This window comes from Roseibium alexandrii DFL-11 (assembly GCF_000158095.2).
In the GTDB taxonomy this organism is placed as follows: Bacteria; Pseudomonadota; Alphaproteobacteria; order Rhizobiales; family Stappiaceae; genus Roseibium; species Roseibium alexandrii.
Genome location: NZ_CM011002.1, coordinates 2,784,728 through 2,804,588, shown reverse-complemented (window position 1 = coordinate 2,804,588; position 19,861 = coordinate 2,784,728). Strand labels below are relative to the sequence as shown.

Below are 19,861 nucleotides of genomic sequence, written 5' to 3'. Positions count from 1 at the left end.
GAGTAGTCATTTGTCACATCGAGCCAAAAGTGCGAGACCGCCGCGTCTCTAATTTTTGCCCTCTGCTCCTGGTCCACAAGACACCATCTCTGCCTTTGCGTGTATACGCAAAGCGTAACCCGGTGTTCGCAGGTGCAAGCCCACTCTAATCTTCTAAGACTTTGTTGTTATCTTTCCGATGCAAGTGAATTTAGGTTAATCAATTGCAAAGTGCAAATACAACCTGGGCTTTGCTGTCCTTGGTTTTTTTTGAAAAAAACTAAGGAAAAGCAGATAGTTAGGCGAGGTGTGTAGGAGAATTCGCAGGTTGTGTTGTGTAAGTCCTGAACGAAGGGCCCGGACGCGGAAAGTCGGGAAAACCTTAAACATCAATGAATTGTTCATTATATTTTCTTTATCTATCACCCCATAGAAAATGCTTATATCGTCAAATCTTCCCCTGCGGCTGTGGATTGAAAATCGATAATTCGGCTGTAGTTGCTCGTGAACGCGCCGAATCCTTGAGAATCATGCAGTCCACGGTTGTGTTGTGTGTTTTGCCTCCGGAAGGATGCGCGCCAGCAACGTTGGGTTTAATGGTAAGTCTTTGTATTTGATGGATCTTTTAAGCCATAACTTTTGTTTATGTGTATCCCACTCTGGTTTTAGGGGCATCAATCCTCAGCTGGTGTCCAGCACCAATAAGGACTGATGCCACGTGGCAGGTTTAGGGCGCGTTTCAAGTCTGCGCGGCCCCTCCAGTAATTTCCGTTCGTAAGACGGGCTTATTTCGGATGAGCCCGATCATACTCCAAGCGGGCTGTTTTAACCTGCTCCATCTGCTCGCCGGACCAAAACACCAGAGGCTTCAAGGTGGCAACCAGGCTTTGGCCGAGCGGGGTGAGTTCATAGGACACAGCGACCGGCGGGCCTGGATCGACCGTGCGTGTGAGATAGCCGTCCCGCTGCAGTCCGCGCAGATTTTCCGTCAGCACTCGCTGCGTGACATCTCCGATGCAGCGTTTGATCTCGCCAAAACGCATCGGTCCGTCTTCCAGCGCCAGAACAATGATCATGCGCCATTTGCCGGTGACATTGGACAGAACGGATCGGATCGGGCAGTTCGAGGCTTCAGCCTTGGTTTCAACACCAATCGGGAGCATGGGATGTCTCAGTATGCTTAGGGTACCAGTTGCAGATATCAAACCAGAATTATGTGTCAGAACAAACGGTAAAACAACAGGTATCCTGGAGCATACCTTGTGACAAATTAGTGCGTAATTGACTGTTGGTGCGGAATGAATACCTACTATGGTGACGGCACAAGCAGAGGATACAAACATGTCGCCCAAAGAATTGGTACTTGCTCTTTTGACTGCAGCTTTCGTGGATCATGATCCGGAGGCTGCCAAGCCGTTGCTGGCGCCCGATTACATTCAACACAATCCCGCGATCCCGACCGGCGCGGACGGATTGCTGAGCGCGATCCCTATTGTGAAAGACGCCGGTTTGACCGTCACAACACATCGTGTGATCTCGGAAGGCGACTACGTCGTCTTTCACAACACCTATGAAAATGCAGATGTGTTTGGGGCGCCGAGCCTGATCGCTTTTGATGTTTTTCGGGTTGAAGATGGTGTTGTCGCCGAGCATTGGGACAATCTACAGGCACCGCCCGAGGAAACTGTCTCCGGACGGTCAATGACCGATGGCCCAGTCGAGGTGACTGACCATGACCGAACGCAGGAAAACAAGGAACTGGTTGTCGGCTTCGTGCGGGACGTTCTTGGCGGTGCGGCGCCGAAGAACGTTACCCAGTACATGGATCCGGCGGTTTACATTCAGCACAATCCGCTCATCGGTGACGGGCTCAACGGTCTTATGAAGGCTATGGAAGAGTTTGCGGCCCAGGGCCAGGTGATCACGAAGTTTGAGCCTCAGATCGTTGTTGCCGAGGGCAACTTCGTGTTTGTTGCCTCCGATGCCGTCATGGGCGGTGAGCCCTGGGCGTTTTTTGATCTGTGGCGGGTCGAGGCAGGCAAGATCGTCGAGCATTGGGACGTCGTGTCCCCGATCCTGGCAGAGATGGCCCACGACAACGGCAAGTTCTGAGCAGCCTCAAAACGTTGACTAAAGAAAAAGCCGGGGCGTCCAGTTGGACGTCCAGGCTTTCTACTATTGTTTTCGCCGCGAGCGGCAGATCACATGTTCGGGTAGTTCGGACCGCCAGCCCCTTCCGGCACCGTCCACGTGATGTTGCGGTTCGGATCCTTGATGTCGCAGGTCTTGCAGTGCACGCAGTTCTGCGAGTTGATCTGGAAGCGCGGCGCGTCTTCGCCTTCTTCCACCCACTCGTAAACCCCGGCCGGGCAGTAGCGATTGGAGGGGCCGGCAAAGATGTCGTGTTCGGACATCTTTTGCAGTGTTTCGTCGGCGACCTTGAGGTGGATCGGCTGATCTTCCTCATGGTTCGTGTTCGACAGGAAGACCGATGACAACTTGTCGAAGGAAATCACTCCATCCGGCTTCGGATAATCGATCTTCTTGCAATCCTTGGCGGGCTTCAGGGTCTCAGAGTCCCGCTTGCCATGCTTCATGGTTCCGAAGAAGGAGAAGCCGAACAGCTCGTTGGTCCACATGTCGAGACCGCCGAGTGCAACGCCCAGAACCGTGCCGAATTTCGACCAGAGAGGTTTGGCATTGCGGACCCTCCACAGATCCTTGCCAATCTCGCTGTCGCGCCACGCCTGATCATAGGCGGCCAGCTCGGTGTTGGCCTCGCCGCGGCCAATCGCGGCCATGACTTCTTCCGCCGCCAGCATGCCCGACAGCATGGCGTTGTGCGATCCCTTGATCCGCGGCACGTTGACGAAGCCGGCGGAGCAGCCCATCAGCAAACCGCCCGGGAAGGACAGTTTCGGCACGGACTGATAACCGCCTTCTGTAATGGCGCGCGCTCCGTAGGCCAGGCGCTTGCCGCCTTCGAACGTCTCGCGGACGGCCGGATGGGTTTTGAACCGTTGGAACTCATCGAACGGCGACAGCCATGGGTTTTCATAGTTGAGGTGCACCACGAAGCCGACGGCCACCTGATTGTCTTCCAGGTGATACAGGAAGGAGCCGCCGCCGGTCTTGCCGTCCAGGGGCCAGCCGAAGGAATGCTGGACCAGGCCCTGGTTGTGCTTTGCCGGGTCTATCTGCCAGAGTTCCTTGATGCCGATGCCGAACTTCGGAACATCGCTGTCCTTGTCGAGCTCGAACTTTTCGATCAGCTCTTTGGCAAGAGATCCGCGTGCGCCTTCGCCGATCAGGGTGTATTTGCCGCGCAGCTCCATGCCGCGGGTGAACATTGCGTTCGGCTTGCCATCACGGCCGATGCCCATGTCGCCGGTCGCAACGCCCGTGACATTGCCGTTGTCGTCATAAAGGATCTCGGCTGCAGCAAAGCCCGGATAGATCTCGACGCCGAGCGCTTCTGCCTTTTCCGCGAGCCAGCGGCAGACATTGCCAAGCGACACGATGTAATTGCCATGGTTGTTCATGAGCTTTGGCATGAACATGTTTGGCAGGCGCATGGAGCCCGCCGGGCCAAGCACAATAAACTGATCGTCTGTGACAGGGGTTTTCAGCGGCGTGTCTTCCGCGCGCCACTCCGGCAGCAGCTTGTCGAGGGCAACCGGATCGATCACCGCGCCAGACAAGATGTGCGCGCCAACCTCGGAGCCTTTCTCCAAGACCACGATGCTTATGTCTTCGCCTTTTTCATTGGCGATTTGTTTCAAACGGATCGCGGCGGCCAGACCTGCCGGGCCAGCGCCGACGATCACCACATCCACGTCCATGCTTTCGCGTTCGCCGAGCGCGTCCTGTTCGCTCATGAAATGTCTCCCTCCGCAAGGTTCGCAATGCCGGTTTCGCGCGATTTGCCGTTCAATGACAGGCAATTCGCGACATTTTGCATATGAAAATGCGAAGCCGGTTGCTGAATGCTCCTATTTGGGGCCAGATAGACCAAAGCTCGGCTCGGGCGTCAAGTGTAAAAGTGACGCTTACGTAAACGTAATTATGTCTGCCGGTCGATGTGGTGCCTTCGTGTTTGTGTGCGCAGCTCTTTACGCAAAGGGTGTGGTAGGATCACTGCGGCTGTGTGCTGCCGCCTTGGCAGGCATGACCTCTTAGCTTAGTTTACCGGTTCATCTGATGACTGCATTTGCGGTCAGTCTCTGGGCGCTCGGCCCTGTTGGAGAGTTCGTTTGCAACACAGCCCGTCTGATATGCGGCATCTGGAAGCCCTGCTGGATTTCTATCTGGCATCCGGCGTTGATGCATCGCTGGGTGAAGACGTCGTTGACTGGTTTCAGCTCTCCGAAGTCCAGGCAAAAGCACGCCAACAGAGTGCCACACCGCAGGCTGCAGCTCAGCCAGTTGCTGCTCCGGGGCAAAACGTATCCCAACAGGTGCGGCAGGTCTCTCCGCAGAATCAATCCCCCTCTCAGCCTAGACCAACCCAGGCTGCGCCGGCCGTTGGAGCCGGTACCCGCAGTCCCACCGATCACGGAGCAATCCCGGATCAGGCGGTCATTTCCACGGCGCGAGAGTTGGCCTCCAGCACCGGGTCTCTGGCTGATCTGCGGGCCTGTCTTGAGGCTTTCGACGGCTGCAACTTGAAACGCACGGCCAAATCACTCGTATTTGCCGATGGCAACCCGGATGCGAGGGTTATGTTGATTGGCGAAGCGCCGGGCCGCGATGAGGACCTGCAAGGCAAACCGTTCGTTGGCCGCTCCGGCCAGCTGCTTGACCGGATGCTCACGGCGATCGGCCTCGACAGATCCCGGGTCTATATCGCCAACACGGTGCCCTGGAGGCCGCCCGGAAACCGGACGCCGACACCGCAGGAGACGGAGATCTGCCGCCCGTTCATCCAGCGCCAGATCGAATTGGTGAACCCGGATGTGGTTGTGTTTCTAGGCGCAGCCTCTGCGAAGACGCTTCTTGGCGTGCAGGACGGTATCCGGAAAATGCGCGGCCGCTGGATGACCTATCCGGTCGCTGGGCGTCAGGTCGCGGCCCTTGCCACGTACCATCCGGCCTATCTGCTGCGCAGCCCGCTGGAAAAACGGCTGTCCTGGCGCGATTTTCTAAGCGTGAAATCCAAGCTGTCCGAGCTCGGCTGACCGACGAACTGAGGCGGCGCAGTGCACTGGTTGCAACTGACCGTTCGGTCAATTTATTTAAGAAAATGCAGCCGCTTTTCAAATACAAGCTCAAATATTTGCATTCTGGATGGCAGGGAAAGCTGAGCGAGTTTGTTGTAAAGATCTGTAATAAAACGGAAAAACGTTTCTTTTGTAAGTATAATGTAAAAATATCAACAAATACATCCTAGGGTCACCGGTAGAATTAACAATATTTTTGCGCTTTGAGGGCTATGGTCTTTCCCCAACTGGAAGTGGTCTTTAACCACTGTCAGCGGGAGACTGGATGTGAAGGAAATCTTTGACCGATATTCCGGCGGCTCCAACATCATGGTCCTGGTTCTCGACTTCGAGACCTTGGATTGCGAGGAGGCGGTCGCCACAGATATTACCCGATCCGGTTGCCGGATCCGGGACACCTCCCACTCGGAAAAAAACAAACTGATCGGCCTGCGCCTGTCCGGTCTGGACAAGATGGTCAAGGGCAAGATCCGGGATATCCTGGAAGAAGACGTCCGGGTGTCATTCTTGTTCGAAGACGTTACGAAACGGGAAAAGCGCAAGGAACAGCGCCGCACTGTTTCCATCGCGGCCTCGGTTATTCCTGGACACGGAATGCCTCCGGTGAGTTGTCAGATCGTGGATGCCAGCCTGTCTGGATGCCGCTTTTTCTGTAATCAGCTGGACCAATTGCCGGACACCATTGCTTTGCGGATCCCGGGCATGGATCTGCCTGTTGGCGGTAGCATCGTCTGGCGCGCCAATGGTTATGCGGGTGTCAAAATGAATTGGCAGTTCAGCGGAAAAACCGAGTTTATGGCGGCCAAGACGATCCGGCCGCCAAGCCTCGCCGAAAAAGCCGGTGCCAACGGAAGCCGCAAAAAGACCCTGGCGAAACAGCCGCACATTATTCCGGCCCGATGATCCCGCTGCCTTGTTGCGAAACCGCAGTGGTATCTTTCGAACCAGCACCTATATCTCCTGAAACAACAAACTATTCAGGATTACCTCTTCGTGCTGTCTTCCTTGCGCCGGTTTTTGCCCGGATTTTTGAAAAATGACGCCCCCATCATTCCAGTCGTGCGCCTGCAGGGGCCCATCGGCATGTCCAGCCCGTTGCGGCCGGGTCTGTCGTTGGCAACCGCAGCCCTGCCGCTGGAGCGCGCCTTTTCCATGAAAAAAGCGCCGGCTGTGGCGCTCATCGTGAATTCTCCAGGGGGCTCGCCGGTGCAATCGCGGCTGATTTTCCAGCGGATCCGGGATTTGGCGAAGGAGAACGAAAAGGACGTTCTGGTCTTTGTTGAGGATGTTGCGGCCAGTGGCGGTTACATGATTGCGCTGGCGGGCGATGAGATCATCGTCGATCCGTCCTCCGTTGTCGGCTCGATTGGCGTTGTCGCAGCCGGGTTTGGCTTCACGGAGTTGATTGGAAAAATTGGTGTTGAGCGCCGGGTCTATACGGCCGGTGAGAAGAAGGTCACGCTCGATCCGTTCCAGCCGGAAGTGCCGGAAGACATTGAATACCTGAAAACCCTGCAGCAGGAGATCCACGACACCTTCATCGACATGGTGAAGTCCCGCCGGGCGGACGTCCTGTCGGATGAACCAGATCTGTTCACGGGCAAGTTCTGGACCGGAACCAGCGCGGTTAATCTCGGGCTTGTGGATTCCCTTGGCGATTTGCGCGGTGTTTTGAAGAAACGCTACGGAGACAAGGCGGAAGCCAAGTTGATTTCCGCCCCGCGCGGACTGTTTGGGCGCAAGGGCGGTGTCGGCGTCAATTTGGAAGCCGGGGCCCTGACCGCGGGCCTTGGCAATGAACTGATTTCGGCTGCCGAGGAGCGGCTCATGTGGCAGCGCTTTGGTCTTTAAAAAAACGTATTGAGGGTGTGAGCTAGGTCAGTAACAGGGGATATAAGATGACCGAGTTGATTGGGGCCGCGGCATTGGCGGTTGGCGGATATTGGATCGTCCAGCGGATCAAGCGCAAGATGGCGAATGTCGAAGCGCAGATCTCCAAGGCAGCTGCAAAGGCCGATCCGGCCGGGCGCGGTGAAAAGCTTGTTCTGGATCCCGTCAGCGGAAAATACCGGCCCCAGAGCTAAAACGGTTTTCAGTGTCGTTCAGAAACCTTGAGGCGGTGGCTCGACCACAAAGCGCCGTGCGCTATTTTTCCTGACACAAGATATTGAACTCAAAAAGGATTGAGAGCCATGTTGCAGGAAAAGCACGGCGATTTGGACGCTGAAAAGCGAAAGAAACTCATAACGCGTTTGCTTGAAGACTTGAGCAGATCGAACCCGGATCTGTACTACCAGCCGACAAGCCAGATCGCACTGCAGATCAAACAGCAAGTCGACGAAGGCACAAATCTCAGCAATGAAGACAGGGCGCTGCTATCGCCGCTCACGCTGCGGGACATAGAAGTCTTGCTGAGCCTGCATTGACGGGCCAGCCGGGACAACACCCGTTGCCGACTCCTAGCCGAAAAGGCCAGACCCCAACGCTTTCCGGCGTTTCAGCGGTTCAGATTGCACGGCCTTGCGCTGGATGAACTTGAAGTGCCCGAGCGCCTCGCGGATCGTCTCGTGAACCGGTTTGCGCTCCAGATAATCCATCAGCCGGTAGAGATTGATCGGCTGCTTCTGAATAAGCGCCGACACCTTCTCCAGGGCTTCATCGAAGGAATAGGTGTCGATGATCTGGCAGGCCGTTTGTGTGGGCGTGAGGATGTAATAGTCCCGCTCCCGCTTCGGCGTGTAGCGCAGTACGTCGAACGGGGAGGCCCCAAGCACCTGGGGCTTCGGGATATAGCAGAACACATCATCGGCCTTATTGTGCAGGACAGATCCGGACGTCTGCTTGAACCCGTGGCGCTTGAGTTGTTGAACGGCGTGGGTGCGCATGCCCGGGCTCATGATATCGGCGTCGGAGCGGTCGTAGCGCAGATCGTCGAACACGGATAAAATGTTCAGCCGGTCATCCACCAGCGTCATGTAAACACTGAGATCCCGCCCTGCGCCGAAGGTTTTCGAAGTTCGCGTTTCCGTACCTGCCGAACTTGCGTCCATGATCTGTCTCCTGTCTTTGGACACTTAGAACACTGTGACGGCCGGGCAACGGTGCATTTTTGTAGGATTGGTAAGCTTACATTCTCTTCTTAGAGAAGGCGAAGGTGTTTTCGTAAGGTCCTGTTCATCGCCAGATCCGCAGCAAAAGCCAAAAGCCCATCAGCATCCCCGGCAGCAGAGTGACAAGCATGGCGAAGCCCCGTGTGCGGCTGTCAAAGAGAATGAAGTGCAAGACACGCCCAATGAGAAAAACGGCAACAGCCAGCCACAGCCACGTTTGTCCAAGCCCAACCATTTCGGATGCTCCCAGAACCAGGATGAAGACTGGCGCATTCTCCATCAGGTTTCCGTGTATCCGGATCCGTTTGAAGAGCGTTGCATCATCGCCGTCTCCTCGAAAGACACCACCGATTTTGTCGCGGCGCAGACCGATCCAGCCGGTCAGCGGGATGAGAGAAATAGCGAGCAGGCTGGTAAAGGTAATTGTGACGGGCAGCAGGATTTGGGTCATTGATTGTCACTTTTGATCTCCGTCGGCGATGCGGGCTCCGTTGATGTCAACAAAGCGAACACCGCCGATCAATTGATACTTGATTCATGGACGGCTTCGATCGGAGCGTCTTACAGATCGAAGGGGCGAGCTGTTTGGTTTCCAGCTGGTCTCCGCACGAGACCCATGTCTTTGTCAGGGGCCAGATCTTGCTGGCTCACATCTCCATGTCCAAAGCTTCTGCGATCTCAATCGTGCCGGTCCCGCAGAGATGAGGACAGCCTTTGGCCAAGGCAATCGCATCTTCCATTGTGTCGGCTTGTAGAACGGTCATGCCGCTTGCTGGATTGGCTCCCCCGTGATCCTCGACACCATCTGGCGTGATCGTTTTCGACGGCCCGACCGGAAGGCCTGGATCAATGACAGCCTCAGCGATGGAGGCGCTCCAGGCTTTCCACGCCTGCATGTGATTGACACCATCCTCCCGGCTCTGGATGTCAGGCTTCCCGTGATAAATCAGCAAAAATTTGGGCATGTTGAATTTTCCTTGTTTCAATCAAGGAGAGAAGGATTGGCACAAATCAAAATATGATAAAGAACATTTTTAGAGGCGGTGCTAAGTACACGTCGTATCGGAGGAAGCGATGCCCTATAGCGCTGAACACAAGGATAAAACGCGAAAGAAGATCGTGGAGACCGCGCGTGTCCTGTTCAATCGGCATGGCTTCAACGGCGTGTCGATCGACATGGTGATGCAGGAAGCCGGACTGACCCGCGGCGGTTTTTACAATCATTTCAAGAACAAGGAAGAGCTCTTCAGCGAGGCAGTGATGAGCTTTCTAATGGGGCGCGGCGCAGAGTGGCGGGAAGATGCCGGTGTCGATGTCACCAACCTGCGGCCCGAAATGGCCCACCAAATGATCGACGCGTATCTGTCGCCGGAACACCTAAATGATCTGGATGGGCAGTGCCCGATGATCGCGTTGCCTTCGGATATTGCGAGAGGTGGGATAGAGGCACAGCAGTCTTTTCAAACCCTGCTGGAGGCTATGGTCTCTCTGTTTGAGACAAACATGTCCTACGACGACAGCACCAACAGGCAGTGGGCTCAAGCGATCGCTGCGCTGTGCGTCGGCGGGATGGTTCTTTCCCGCGCGCTACCAGATTCAACGCTGGCGAAGGAAGTGCGCGTTGCTGCGGGCCACTCAGCTAAGCGTCTCTTGAGCGAAGGTGAGTGTTGATTTCTTCTGGCAAAAATTGTCCATTTTGGTTTGGAAGAGCGCTCAATTCCGGAAAACGGTCCTCAACTCGTGAGTGGCGTTTACTTCCCACCCTTGACCTCTCCCGTCCTCCGTGGCACCTGTCGCGCCAACAGGCGAGGAGAGCCCTTGCCGGATTTAGCCAAGCCTCCGTTCTCAGGAACACGAAAACATGTCGAGCGACGTTCCGGCGCATATGCGCCCTGAAAATTCCTTCCAAGGCCTGATCCTGACGCTGCAACGTTTCTGGGCCGATCAGGGCTGCGTGGTTCTGCAGCCCTATGACATGGAAGTTGGCGCCGGCACATTCCACCCGGCAACGACTTTGCGCTCGCTGGGGCCACGTCCATGGAAGGCAGCCTACGTGCAGCCGTCCCGTCGCCCGACCGATGGCCGCTATGGCGAGAACCCGAACCGCCTGCAGCATTACTATCAGTTCCAGGTGCTGTTGAAACCGTCTCCGTCCAACCTTCAAGAGCTTTATCTCAATTCGCTCTACGCCATCGGGCTCGACCCGAAGGTGCACGACATCCGCTTCGTGGAAGACGATTGGGAAAGCCCGACGCTGGGGGCCTGGGGTCTCGGTTGGGAATGCTGGTGCGACGGCATGGAAGTGTCGCAGTTCACCTACTTCCAGCAGGTCGCGGGCTTTGAGTGTTCGCCGGTGTCCGGCGAACTGACTTACGGGCTGGAGCGTCTGGCGATGTACATTCAGGGCGTCGATAACGTCTATGACCTGAACTACAACGGCATGGAAGGGGCGGACAAGGTCACCTATGGCGATGTATTTCTGCAGGCCGAGCAGGAATACTCCCGCTACAATTTCGAGCACGCCAACACCGAAACCCTGTTCCAGCACTTCAAGGATGCGGAAGCCGAATGCCGCGCCATCCTGGATGCTGGTGCCAAGGCCCGCGACGACAACGGCCTGTCGGTTCATCAGGTGGTGCTGCCGGCCTATGACCAGTGCATCAAGGCCTCTCATGCCTTCAACCTTCTGGATGCCCGCGGCGTGATCTCCGTGACTGAGCGCCAGAGCTACATCCTGCGCGTTCGCGAGCTTGCAAAGGCCTGCGGCGCAGCGTTCCTGGAAACGGAAGCCGGCGGCGTCGGCTATCACAATCAGGCCGCTGAATAACGCCGGGCTCCAGTAACCAGCTTGGGAAAAACCACAATGGACCGGGAAAAGTGTGGTCTGGATTACACTTTTCCGGTTTTGACCGTCTTCCCGGCCACCGGCCGATGACATCTGGTGCAAGTCCGGCTAGCCTCCGCTGCAAATGGTTCGGAGGTTTTGATGACCACTTGGTTTGTTCTCGCTCTTTTGATCGCGCTCTCGGTTTTCGCGATCCTTTTTTACAACGCGCTGGTGAAAAAGCGGCAGATGGTCGAGGAAGGCTGGAGCGGGATTGATGTCCAGCTGAAGCGCCGTGCCAACCTGATCCCGAATCTCGTTGAGACGGTGAAGGCCTACGCGTCCCATGAAAAGGAGGCGCTGGAAAATGTCACCCGGCTGCGCACGGATGCCGCCGCTGTTTCGGGAAGCGACATTGCTGGCCGGGCAAAGGTGGAAGGCGCGCTCACCCAGGCATTGGGCCGTTTGTTTGCCGTCGCCGAGGAGTATCCGGACCTCAAGGCCAGCCAGAATTTCTCGGATCTGCACAATTCCCTTGATGAAATTGAAAACGCCATCCAGATGGCCCGGCGTTATTACAATGGCGCAGTGCGTGGCCTCAACGTTGCCGTAGAAAGCTTCCCGTCCAACCTGATCGCGGGCCAGTTCGGTTTTCAAAAAGCAGAGTATTTCGAGATCGAGGACGCAGCGGAGCGCGCTGTTCCGAAGGTTGAATTTTAAGAAGTTTCTGGGAGATCCGATCATGCGGTTCCATCAAGGTCTGATGGCGGTCCTGGCGGCTGTCTTGTGGCTCGTAACAGTCAGCGGTGCGGTCTCGGAAGAACGCATCCTCACGTACGTCTCCGACATCGACGTTCAGGAGGACGGATCCCTGATCGTGACGGAAACCATCCGGGTCCGGGCCGAAGGCGATGAGATCAAGCGAGGCATCTTCCGCGACGTTCCCTTGCGCGCAAAAGACGCCAACGGCTGGGAGCATGATGTGCCATTTGAGCTGCTGGAGGTCTTGCGGGACGGGCAGCGCGAAAACAAGTTCACGCGGGACAACGGGCGCGGTGTCCGCATCTACATTGGCCGCGAAGATGTGTATCTGGATCCCGGCGTTTACACCTACACGATCAAATACCGCATGTGGCGCCAAGTTCGTTTTTTTGACGGCTATGATGAAGTCTATTGGAACGCGACCGGCAACGAGTGGATCTTCCCGATCGATGAAGCCGTTGCAAGGGTCCGCTTGCCTGCCGGGGCCGACGCTACGCAATATGCTGCCTACACCGGCCCATTCGGCTCTGATGCGACCGATTATGAGGCCTCCGTCGACCCGGCAACGGGGCAGGTGGTCTTCGAGACCACGCAGCCGCTCGGCGCTTACGAGGGCCTGACGGTCGCGGTCGGATTCCCGAAGGGCTTTGTCGCGGAGCCCAGCGAGTCTGAAAAATGGGACATGTGGCTCCAGGACCAGCGGGTCTTTGCGATCGGCGCGCCCGCGGTTCTGATCCTTGTTCTTTATTACTTGATTTCCTGGTGGCGCGTTGGCCGGGATCCAGCCCGCGGTGTCATCTTCCCGCGCTTCAAGGGACCGGATGGCGTTTCTCCGGCGATGGCCAACTACATCACCAATCGCGGGATCGAAGGGCAGCGCTGGGTTGCGTTGGCCGCGGCCTGTTTGAGCCTTGCCACCAAGGGGCGCCTCAAACTCTCAAAAGACGACAAGGATCTTGTTCTGGAGATTCCCGAGGAGAGCACACCGACAAACGATGAGCCGCTGCCGAAGGGCGAGGCCGTTATCGAGAGTTACATTCGGGGGCGGGGAACACCGCTCGCCTTGAATGACAAAAACGGTAAGGCGATCAGCGCGCTGGGAGACAAATTCGTTTCAGCGATCAACCGCGAATACAGCGGGGTCTATTTCAAGCACAATGGGTATTATCTGCTGCCCGGTCTTGGGGTCAGTGTTGTGACGATCTTCTCGCTGTTTTATTTCGGCAACTTGAGCGATGCGCAGTTCGAGCAGTCCTTTTTGTTCGGCTTCTTCACCATCTTTGGAATTGCGGGCTCCGTCGGCCTGACAATTCTGGTTCAAAGCCTGTTTGACAAAACGACAGGGCGCAGCTCCAAGGCGCTGGCATTCTGGCTAGTCTTCGCGGTGATCTTTGCTGGCGCGGTCTACCTTGTCATGCACCTCACCGCGTTTATCCTTCAAATCCCGCCGGAAATTCCCCTGCTGCCCGCATTTGTGATCGGGATTGTCCTGATGTTCATTGTCTATGCCAATGTCATCGACATCCCGACCACCCATGGCCGGGTGGTCATGGACGAGATCGAGGGCCTGAAGCTTTATTTGTCGGTTGCCGAAAAAGACCGTCTGAACATGACGGATGCGCCGGACATGAGTGTTCTTCATTTTGAAAAGCTGCTGCCCTATGCGGTTTCGCTGGGCGTTGAAAAGCCCTGGTCTACGCATTTTGAAACCTGGCTTTCGAGTGCAGCCAATGCAGGACAGTCGCGTGAATACCGCCCGAGGTGGTACAGCGGCCGCGACTTCGACAGCCGGGACATCTCGCGCAGCGTTGGCGCAACGGCAAGTGCCATGGCCGGATCGTTCCAGTCTTCCCTGCCGGTGTCTTCCAGCTCCAGTTCCGGCTCGTCCGGTGGCGGGTCTTCCGGCGGCGGCGGAGGCGGTGGCGGCGGCGGCGGCTGGTAGGCAGCCTCAGACCTCATGGCTCTCAGCAGTCGTCCTCGGCCTTGTGCCGAGGTTCCAGTTTTTTCACTGTGTAATGGATGTTCGGAACAAGTCCGAACATGACGCCGGAGGGTAGAAGGGGCTTTGTCAGAAGTCTGACCTCTCCCCGCGGGAGAGGTTACCTTTATGCGGGGCTGGTCCGATGCCGCCGTCCCGGCCCTGAGCCGGGACCGGGCGACGTGGCCCCGGATCATGTCCGGGGCAGCTCCGATGCTTCTAATAATCTTCAGAATAGCGAGCGGGGAAGATTGGTAGCCGTCCGCGCTGGCTCGGCGCTGATCTGGTAAACCTCGTCATTCTTCGCTAGGGTCGCTTCGGGCTAAAAAGGGGCAGGTTTGATATGAACGGCGAAGTGCTGACGCTGGATGAATTTCTCAGCTTCAATATTGCGATTCTTGTTTATTTTCTGGGCGTTCGCCTGAACAAGCAGTTCGCATTCCTGCGCCACTACAACATTCCGGAGCCGGTCTCCGGCGGTCTGATGGTCGCGACACTCGCCCTTGTCGCCTACGGGGTTTTCGACAAGGAAATCAGCTTTTCGCTCGGTGCGCGCGATTACCTTCTCTATTGCTTTTTTACCGCTATCGGCCTCAACGCCCGCTTCTCGGATCTTGCCAAGGGCGGCAAGCCACTCTTGATCCTGTTGATGCTGACGGTCGGCTACATGCTGTTCCAGAATGTGATCGGCACCGGGATTGCTGTCGCCATGGGATTGCCTGTCGGCTTTGGTCTTCTGGGCGGGACGATTTCGCTGGTGGGCGGTCACGGAACGGCGATTGCCTGGGGCCCGCGTCTGGTGGAGCAATATGGCGTTGTCGGTGCTGTTGAAATCGGTGCGGCAACGGCAACTCTCGGCCTGATTGCGGCCAGTTTGCTGGGCGGCCCGATCGGCAACTATCTGATCCAGGTGAAAGGCGGCAAGCCTGACCCGAACCGCCCGGATGAAGGCCCGGTGATCGGGATCGAGACCGATGAGGAAGCCGATACGAGCGTAACCCACACCGGCCTGATGCGGGCGATCCTTGTTCTGAACATCGCGATCGGTCTTGGCGTCGCTCTGCAGGAAGCGCTGGTGTATGGCTTCAATCTGGATCTGCCAGTGTTCGTCTGTTGCCTGTTCTGCGGCATCATCCTGTCCAACACCGTACCTCTCATCTTCAAGAAGATGATCTGGCCGGCACGGTCGCGGTCGCTCGCCGTCATCTCCGATCTTGCGCTCGGGATCTTCCTGACAATGTCGCTGATGAGCCTGCAGCTCTGGACCATTGCCGGGCTCGCCGGACCGATGATGCTGATCCTGGCAGCTCAGATTGTCGGGGCAGGGGTGTTCATTATCTTTATACTCTTTCCCGTGATGGGGCGGGACTACAACGCTTCGGTGCTGGGCGCCGGGTTTGCCGGTTTTGCGCTGGGCGCGACCCCGACAGCCATTGCCAACATGACGGCGGTGACCAAGCAATATGGCCCGGCCATGCAGGCCTTCCTGATCCTGCCGCTCGTCTCCGCCTTCTTCGTCGACCTCGCCAATGCCGCAATCATTGTCCTGTTTTTGGGAGGATAGCGCGCGGTCTCAAGTGTCTTTGAAGTGCCTTCGCTCGCTTGTGCTTGCCAAAGGGGGTGACAAGCCGCGGCTGACTTGGTAACGGACGGCCAACGCATTTCCGGTGGTTTCCACCCAGACCCGAAGGCTTTTGACCCTATGCCCGATCTTCTGCTTGAGCTGTTCAGCGAAGAAATCCCGGCCCGTATGCAGCGCAAGGCGGCCGAAGACCTGAAAACGCTTGTGACCAATGCCTTGGTGGATGCCGGTTTGCCCTATGAGGGAGCAAAAGCTTTTGCAACGCCGCGCCGCCTGGCCTTGCATGTTGCTGGTGTGCCAGCCGGTTCTGCCGCGACCCGTGAAGAGCGTAAAGGTCCGCGCGTCGGTGCGCCGGAAAAGGCCGTTGAAGGGTTTTTGCGCGGGGCTGGGCTTGCCTCCATTGACGATGCAACAATCCAGACGGACCCGAAGAAGGGCGACTTTTATGTGGCCGTGATCGAGAAGCCGGGCCGGTCCGCCATCGACATCATTGCCGAATTCATGCCGGGGATCCTGCGCAACTTCCCGTGGCCAAAGTCAATGAAATGGGGCACCACATCAACCCGTTGGGTGCGCCCGCTCCATTCTATCATCGCCACATTCGGTCCGGAAACCGAAGAGCCGGATGTCGTGCCTTTCGAGTTTGACGGGATCAAGTCCGGCAAGACCACCCGCGGTCACCGGTTCCTTGCCGATGTCGCCTTCGATGTCCGCCGGTTCGACGACTACGCACCGGCCCTTGAAAAGCACAAGGTCGTCTTGGATGCGGACCGCCGCAAGGACATCATTTTGGCAGATGCCAAGGACCGCGCACTGGCGCTTGGTCTTGAACTTGTCGAAGATCCGGGACTTCTGGAAGAAGTCGCCGGTCTGGTCGAATGGCCGGTTGTTCTAACCGGGTCCTTTGACGAGGCGTTTCTGGAAATCCCGGACGAGTGCATCCAGCTGACCATCAAGGTCAATCAGAAGTGCTTCGTGTTGAAGGACCCGAAAACCGGCAAGCTCGCCAACAAGTTTGTTCTGATCTCCAACATCGTTGCACCCGATGACGGCAAGCTGATCATCGCGGGCAACGAGAAGGTGATCCGCGCGCGCCTGTCGGATGCGCAGTTCTTCTGGACCAGCGATCTGAAAACGAATCTCACCGACAATCTGCCGAAGCTCAATGACGTGAAATTCCACGAAAAGCTCGGCAGCGTTGGCGAACGGGTCCAGCGCCTGATCGCGCTCTCCGCAGAGCTTGCTCCGCTGGTCGGGGCAGACGAAGCCAAGGCCAAACGCGGTGCGGAACTTGCCAAGGCCGATTTGGTCTCTGCCATGGTCTTCGAATTCCCGGAACTGCAGGGTCTGATGGGCCGCTACTACGCCACCGCGCAGGGAGAAGACGCCTCTGTGGCAACGGCGATCGAAGAGCATTACAAGCCGCAAGGGCCGAGCGACAGCGTACCGGCCGATCCGGTCGCGATTGCCGTGGCGCTGGCTGAAAAGCTCGATCTTCTTACCGGGTTCTGGGCGATTGACGAAAAACCGACCGGCTCCAAGGATCCTTATGCCCTGCGCCGCGCTGCTCTGGGCGTCATTCGGATCGTTCTGGAGAACAATCTGCGCCTGAAATTGGGCGAGCTGATCCTGTCCGCACTGAAAGCGCAGTCTGCTATCGCTGACGATGAAGCGGCACTGGTTGCCGATCTCCTCTCCTTCTTCGCCGACCGCCTGAAAGTCCACCTGAAGGACGAGGGCATGCGGCATGATCTGATTGACGCCGTGTTCGCGCTGGATGGTCAGGATGATCTCCTGATGGTCGTGAAACGCGTTGAAGCCTTGCAGAAATTCGTCTCTTCCGACGACGGCACCAATCTCGCGGCCGGCTACAAGCGTGCGGTGAACATCCTGAAGGCGGAAGAGAAAAAGGACGGCACACCGGTTACCGGCAAGCCGCACGCCGATCACCTGTCCGAGCAGGCCGAGATTGATCTGGCAGTTGCCATCGACACGGCACGTGCGGAGGCCGCCGAGGCTGTGAAATCGGAAAACTTTGAAGGGGCCATGGAGGCGCTGTCCAAACTGCGTGCACCGGTCGACAGGTTCTTTGAGGACATTCTGGTCAACGCCGACGATCCGGCACTTCGGATGAACCGCCTGCAGCTGCTCGCCGAAATCCGCGACGCCACCCACGTGGTTGCCGATTTCTCGAAAGTCGCCGGTTAACTCACAAATTCGGGCCTCACCTGATGAGGCTCGTTCCACCAAATTTGTTGCTTATTGGAGAAAGCCGTGACTGCAGCCCCAACCCGCTATGCCTTCATCAAGGCAAACTGGCACGCCGACATCGTGGATCGCGCTCTGGATGGGTTTTGCGAGGTGATCCCGGCAGATCAGGTCGATGTCTTCACCGTGCCCGGTGCTTTCGAAATGCCGTTGCTCGCGCGCGATCTGGCGAACAGCGGCAAATATGCTGCCGTTGCCGCGGCCGCTCTGGTGGTCGATGGCGGGATTTACCGGCATGACTTTGTGGCGCAAGCAGTTGTCAGCGGCCTGATGCAGGCGGGCCTGGACAGCAACGTTCCGGTCCTGTCGGTGTCCCTGACCCCGCATCACTTCCAGCCGACCGACCACCACATCGGCATTTATAAGGACCACTTCGTCGAAAAAGGCCGCGAAGCTGCCGAGGCCGCACTCATGATCGGCAAGACCCGGGAAAGCCTGAAGGGGTAAGGAGTGGGGGCGAGGGCTTTGAAGCCCAGGGTTCCAAAAGAAGTTCTGCAAACGAATAGGTCCCGGATCTCCGCTTCGCTGCGTCCGGGATGACAGCTAGCGCGCTTCCTTCCCACGTCATCCTCGGGCTCTTGACCCGAGGATCCATCCCGCTCCTCCTCCATGCGATCAGCAGTGCTTGTGGGGCGGTCACGGAATGGATTACCTCCCCGATCATGTCGGGGACAGGCTCTTCTCGCCGGGTAATGACGCAGAATATTTAGGCCAGGCCTTGCATCACTCCGCCGCCTGTTGGGCGAGGCGGTCGACGGGTTTTTCTTGGATTGGCCAGTGGATGATGGCGGCTGCAATGCCAAGGGCAATGCCCATCCACCAGATGGCGTCGTAAGAGCCGGTTTCATCATAGAACTTTCCGCCGAGCCAAACGCCGAGGAACGAGCCGATCTGGTGGGACAGGAACACGAAGCCGAACAGCGTTGCCATGTAGCGCGGGCCGAACATGACCGCGACCAGACCGGAGGTCGGGGGAATGGTGGACAGCCATAACAGGCCCATCAGTGCGGAGAAGACCAGCACGGAGACCGGGCTCACCGGCAGCATGATGAAGCCGAAGATCACCACGGCCCTTGCAAGATAGATCAGCGAGAGCAGGATCGGTTTGGGATAGCGCCCGCCAATATATCCAGAGGCGAGGGAGCCGACGATGTTGAACAGGCCGATCAGCGCGATCGAGGTCGCGCCCCATGACGGGTCGAGACCGAGATCGGCTATGTAGGGGGGCAGGTGGACGGTGATGAACGCCACGTGGAAGCCGCAGACGAAAAAGCCAATGGTCAGCAAAATGAACCCGCGGGTGCCGAACGCCTCGGCCATCGCGCTTGTGAGGCTCTGGTCCGCAACAGCCTGATCGGAAGACGGGGGTGCGGCCTTTCCTTTCAGCGCGATCGCCAAGAGCGGGATCAGGGCGATCAGGCCCATGAAGACGATCAGGGTTTGCTGCCAGCCGATGCCGGCAATCAGCGCGCCGCCGAGCGGAGCAAACAGGAACTGCCCGAGAGACCCGGACGCCGTGCCGATGCCGAAGGCGATAGAACGCTGCTCGGTGGAGACCGTGCGGCCAAATGAGGCGAGCACAAGCGAAAACGATGAGAAGGCGACACCCAGTCCAATGAGGACACCTGCCGAAACATGCAGCGCTACCGCGCTTTGGGCATCGACCATCAGGAAGAGGCCAGCTGCATAAAGCGTCGCGCCAATCGCCATGGCTTTCCAGGTGCCGAAGCGGTCGGCGAACATCCCCGCAATCGGCTGACCAATCCCCCACATCAGGTTCTGGATGGCAATGGCAAGTGCGAAGATCTCACGGCTCCAGTCACGGGCGTCCGTCATCGGCTGGAAGAAGAGACCCATAGCAGAGCGGGGCCCGAAGGAAATCAGCGCGATCAGACAACCGCAGGCGATAACCAAGGGAATGTTGGGGCCATCGCGCCGGGATGTGGATGCAGTTGACATCAGAACCTCTCATCGTGAATTGACGATAAGATACTCCCGTCCGGCAAAACGGCCAAACGTGTATTTGTGATGTGTCCATCAATCTTGAGAATGAATTGCCAGTTGAGGTCAACGGAAGGCCGGACCGTCCCGAAGTGCCGGTGAATTCCTGTAGGCCTCAAAGTGCCCTTTGGTTAGCCG

19 protein-coding genes are annotated in these 19,861 nt (G+C 57.3%); 13 read left to right on the top strand and 6 right to left on the bottom strand.

All coding sequences use genetic code 11. The features are described 5' to 3' along the window. Window positions 1–764: 764 nt before the first annotated feature. Entirely contained in the window at window positions 765–1,142 is a 378-nt protein-coding gene (locus SADFL11_RS12955) for a winged helix-turn-helix transcriptional regulator (RefSeq protein ID WP_008189338.1), read from the bottom strand. A gap of 178 nt (window positions 1,143–1,320) precedes the next feature. Here SADFL11_RS12955 and SADFL11_RS12950 point away from each other — a divergent pair, with 178 nt between their 5' ends. After that, window positions 1,321–2,091: a nuclear transport factor 2 family protein gene (locus SADFL11_RS12950; protein WP_040452912.1), complete on the top strand. Its 771-nt coding sequence runs from the start codon at window positions 1,321–1,323 to the stop codon at window positions 2,089–2,091. Between the two features lie 89 nt (window positions 2,092–2,180). Here SADFL11_RS12950 and SADFL11_RS12945 read toward each other — a convergent pair whose 3' ends face one another. Beyond that, window positions 2,181–3,857, bottom strand: a complete 1,677-nt coding sequence (locus SADFL11_RS12945) for an electron transfer flavoprotein-ubiquinone oxidoreductase (RefSeq protein WP_008192970.1) — start codon at window positions 3,855–3,857, stop codon at window positions 2,181–2,183. 396 nt (window positions 3,858–4,253) lie between these two features. On the opposite strand from SADFL11_RS12945, the gene SADFL11_RS12940 reads away from it, so the two are divergent. From SADFL11_RS12940 to SADFL11_RS12920, 5 genes are all read left to right on the top strand, one after another. After that, window positions 4,254–5,156, top strand: coding sequence for a uracil-DNA glycosylase (locus SADFL11_RS12940; protein ID WP_008196457.1), 903 nt, complete (start codon window positions 4,254–4,256; stop codon window positions 5,154–5,156). A 309-nt stretch (window positions 5,157–5,465) separates the two neighbouring features. Beyond that, on the top strand, window positions 5,466–6,101 hold the full coding sequence (locus SADFL11_RS12935) for a PilZ domain-containing protein (RefSeq protein ID WP_008196019.1): 636 nt from the start codon (window positions 5,466–5,468) through the stop codon (window positions 6,099–6,101). Window positions 6,102–6,191: 90 nt separating this feature from the next. Further along, window positions 6,192–7,049, top strand: a complete 858-nt coding sequence (locus SADFL11_RS12930; RefSeq protein ID WP_008191079.1) for a S49 family peptidase — start codon at window positions 6,192–6,194, stop codon at window positions 7,047–7,049. A 47-nt stretch (window positions 7,050–7,096) separates the two neighbouring features. Beyond that, window positions 7,097–7,282, top strand: coding sequence for a hypothetical protein (locus SADFL11_RS12925; protein ID WP_008193716.1), 186 nt, complete (start codon window positions 7,097–7,099; stop codon window positions 7,280–7,282). 108 nt (window positions 7,283–7,390) lie between these two features. After that, window positions 7,391–7,624, top strand: coding sequence for a hypothetical protein (locus tag SADFL11_RS12920; RefSeq protein ID WP_008190791.1), 234 nt, complete (start codon window positions 7,391–7,393; stop codon window positions 7,622–7,624). Between the two features lie 33 nt (window positions 7,625–7,657). Here SADFL11_RS12920 and SADFL11_RS12915 read toward each other — a convergent pair whose 3' ends face one another. From SADFL11_RS12915 to SADFL11_RS12905, 3 genes are all read right to left on the bottom strand, one after another. Continuing rightward, on the bottom strand, window positions 7,658–8,248 hold the full coding sequence (locus SADFL11_RS12915) for a hypothetical protein (RefSeq protein WP_134853025.1): 591 nt from the start codon (window positions 8,246–8,248) through the stop codon (window positions 7,658–7,660). Window positions 8,249–8,372: 124 nt separating this feature from the next. Then, window positions 8,373–8,759, bottom strand: a complete 387-nt coding sequence (locus SADFL11_RS12910) for an MAPEG family protein (RefSeq protein ID WP_008191677.1) — start codon at window positions 8,757–8,759, stop codon at window positions 8,373–8,375. Window positions 8,760–8,955: 196 nt separating this feature from the next. Beyond that, the gene (locus SADFL11_RS12905) at window positions 8,956–9,273 is read right to left on the bottom strand and encodes a YciI family protein (protein ID WP_008192826.1); all 318 of its coding nucleotides are present in this window, start codon (window positions 9,271–9,273) and stop codon (window positions 8,956–8,958) included. Window positions 9,274–9,382: 109 nt separating this feature from the next. Between SADFL11_RS12905 and SADFL11_RS12900 the strand changes: the two genes are divergently transcribed. From SADFL11_RS12900 to SADFL11_RS12870, 7 genes are all read left to right on the top strand, one after another. Further along, window positions 9,383–9,979: a TetR/AcrR family transcriptional regulator gene (locus SADFL11_RS12900; RefSeq protein ID WP_008188672.1), complete on the top strand. Its 597-nt coding sequence runs from the start codon at window positions 9,383–9,385 to the stop codon at window positions 9,977–9,979. Between the two features lie 190 nt (window positions 9,980–10,169). Beyond that, complete coding sequence (locus SADFL11_RS12895; protein WP_040451578.1) at window positions 10,170–11,135, top strand: glycine--tRNA ligase subunit alpha; 966 nt, start codon at window positions 10,170–10,172, stop codon at window positions 11,133–11,135. Between the two features lie 159 nt (window positions 11,136–11,294). After that, on the top strand, window positions 11,295–11,852 hold the full coding sequence (locus SADFL11_RS12890; RefSeq protein WP_040452916.1) for a LemA family protein: 558 nt from the start codon (window positions 11,295–11,297) through the stop codon (window positions 11,850–11,852). Window positions 11,853–11,874: 22 nt separating this feature from the next. Beyond that, window positions 11,875–13,836: a DUF2207 domain-containing protein gene (locus SADFL11_RS12885; protein ID WP_050776048.1), complete on the top strand. Its 1,962-nt coding sequence runs from the start codon at window positions 11,875–11,877 to the stop codon at window positions 13,834–13,836. Between the two features lie 379 nt (window positions 13,837–14,215). Next, on the top strand, window positions 14,216–15,436 hold the full coding sequence (gene gltS, locus SADFL11_RS12880; RefSeq protein WP_008192419.1) for a sodium/glutamate symporter: 1,221 nt from the start codon (window positions 14,216–14,218) through the stop codon (window positions 15,434–15,436). Window positions 15,437–15,574: 138 nt separating this feature from the next. Next, window positions 15,575–17,662, top strand: coding sequence for a glycine--tRNA ligase subunit beta (glyS, locus tag SADFL11_RS12875; protein WP_008196589.1), 2,088 nt, complete (start codon window positions 15,575–15,577; stop codon window positions 17,660–17,662). Window positions 17,663–17,728: 66 nt separating this feature from the next. Next, complete coding sequence (locus SADFL11_RS12870) at window positions 17,729–18,169, top strand: 6,7-dimethyl-8-ribityllumazine synthase (RefSeq protein WP_040452920.1); 441 nt, start codon at window positions 17,729–17,731, stop codon at window positions 18,167–18,169. A 276-nt stretch (window positions 18,170–18,445) separates the two neighbouring features. Here the strand turns inward: SADFL11_RS12870 and SADFL11_RS12865 are convergent, their stop codons facing one another. After that, window positions 18,446–19,681 carry an MFS transporter gene (locus tag SADFL11_RS12865; RefSeq protein WP_040451580.1) on the bottom strand — a complete coding sequence of 412 codons (1,236 nt, stop codon included), beginning with the start codon at window positions 19,679–19,681 and terminating at the stop codon, window positions 18,446–18,448. Window positions 19,682–19,861: the final 180 nt, after the last annotated feature.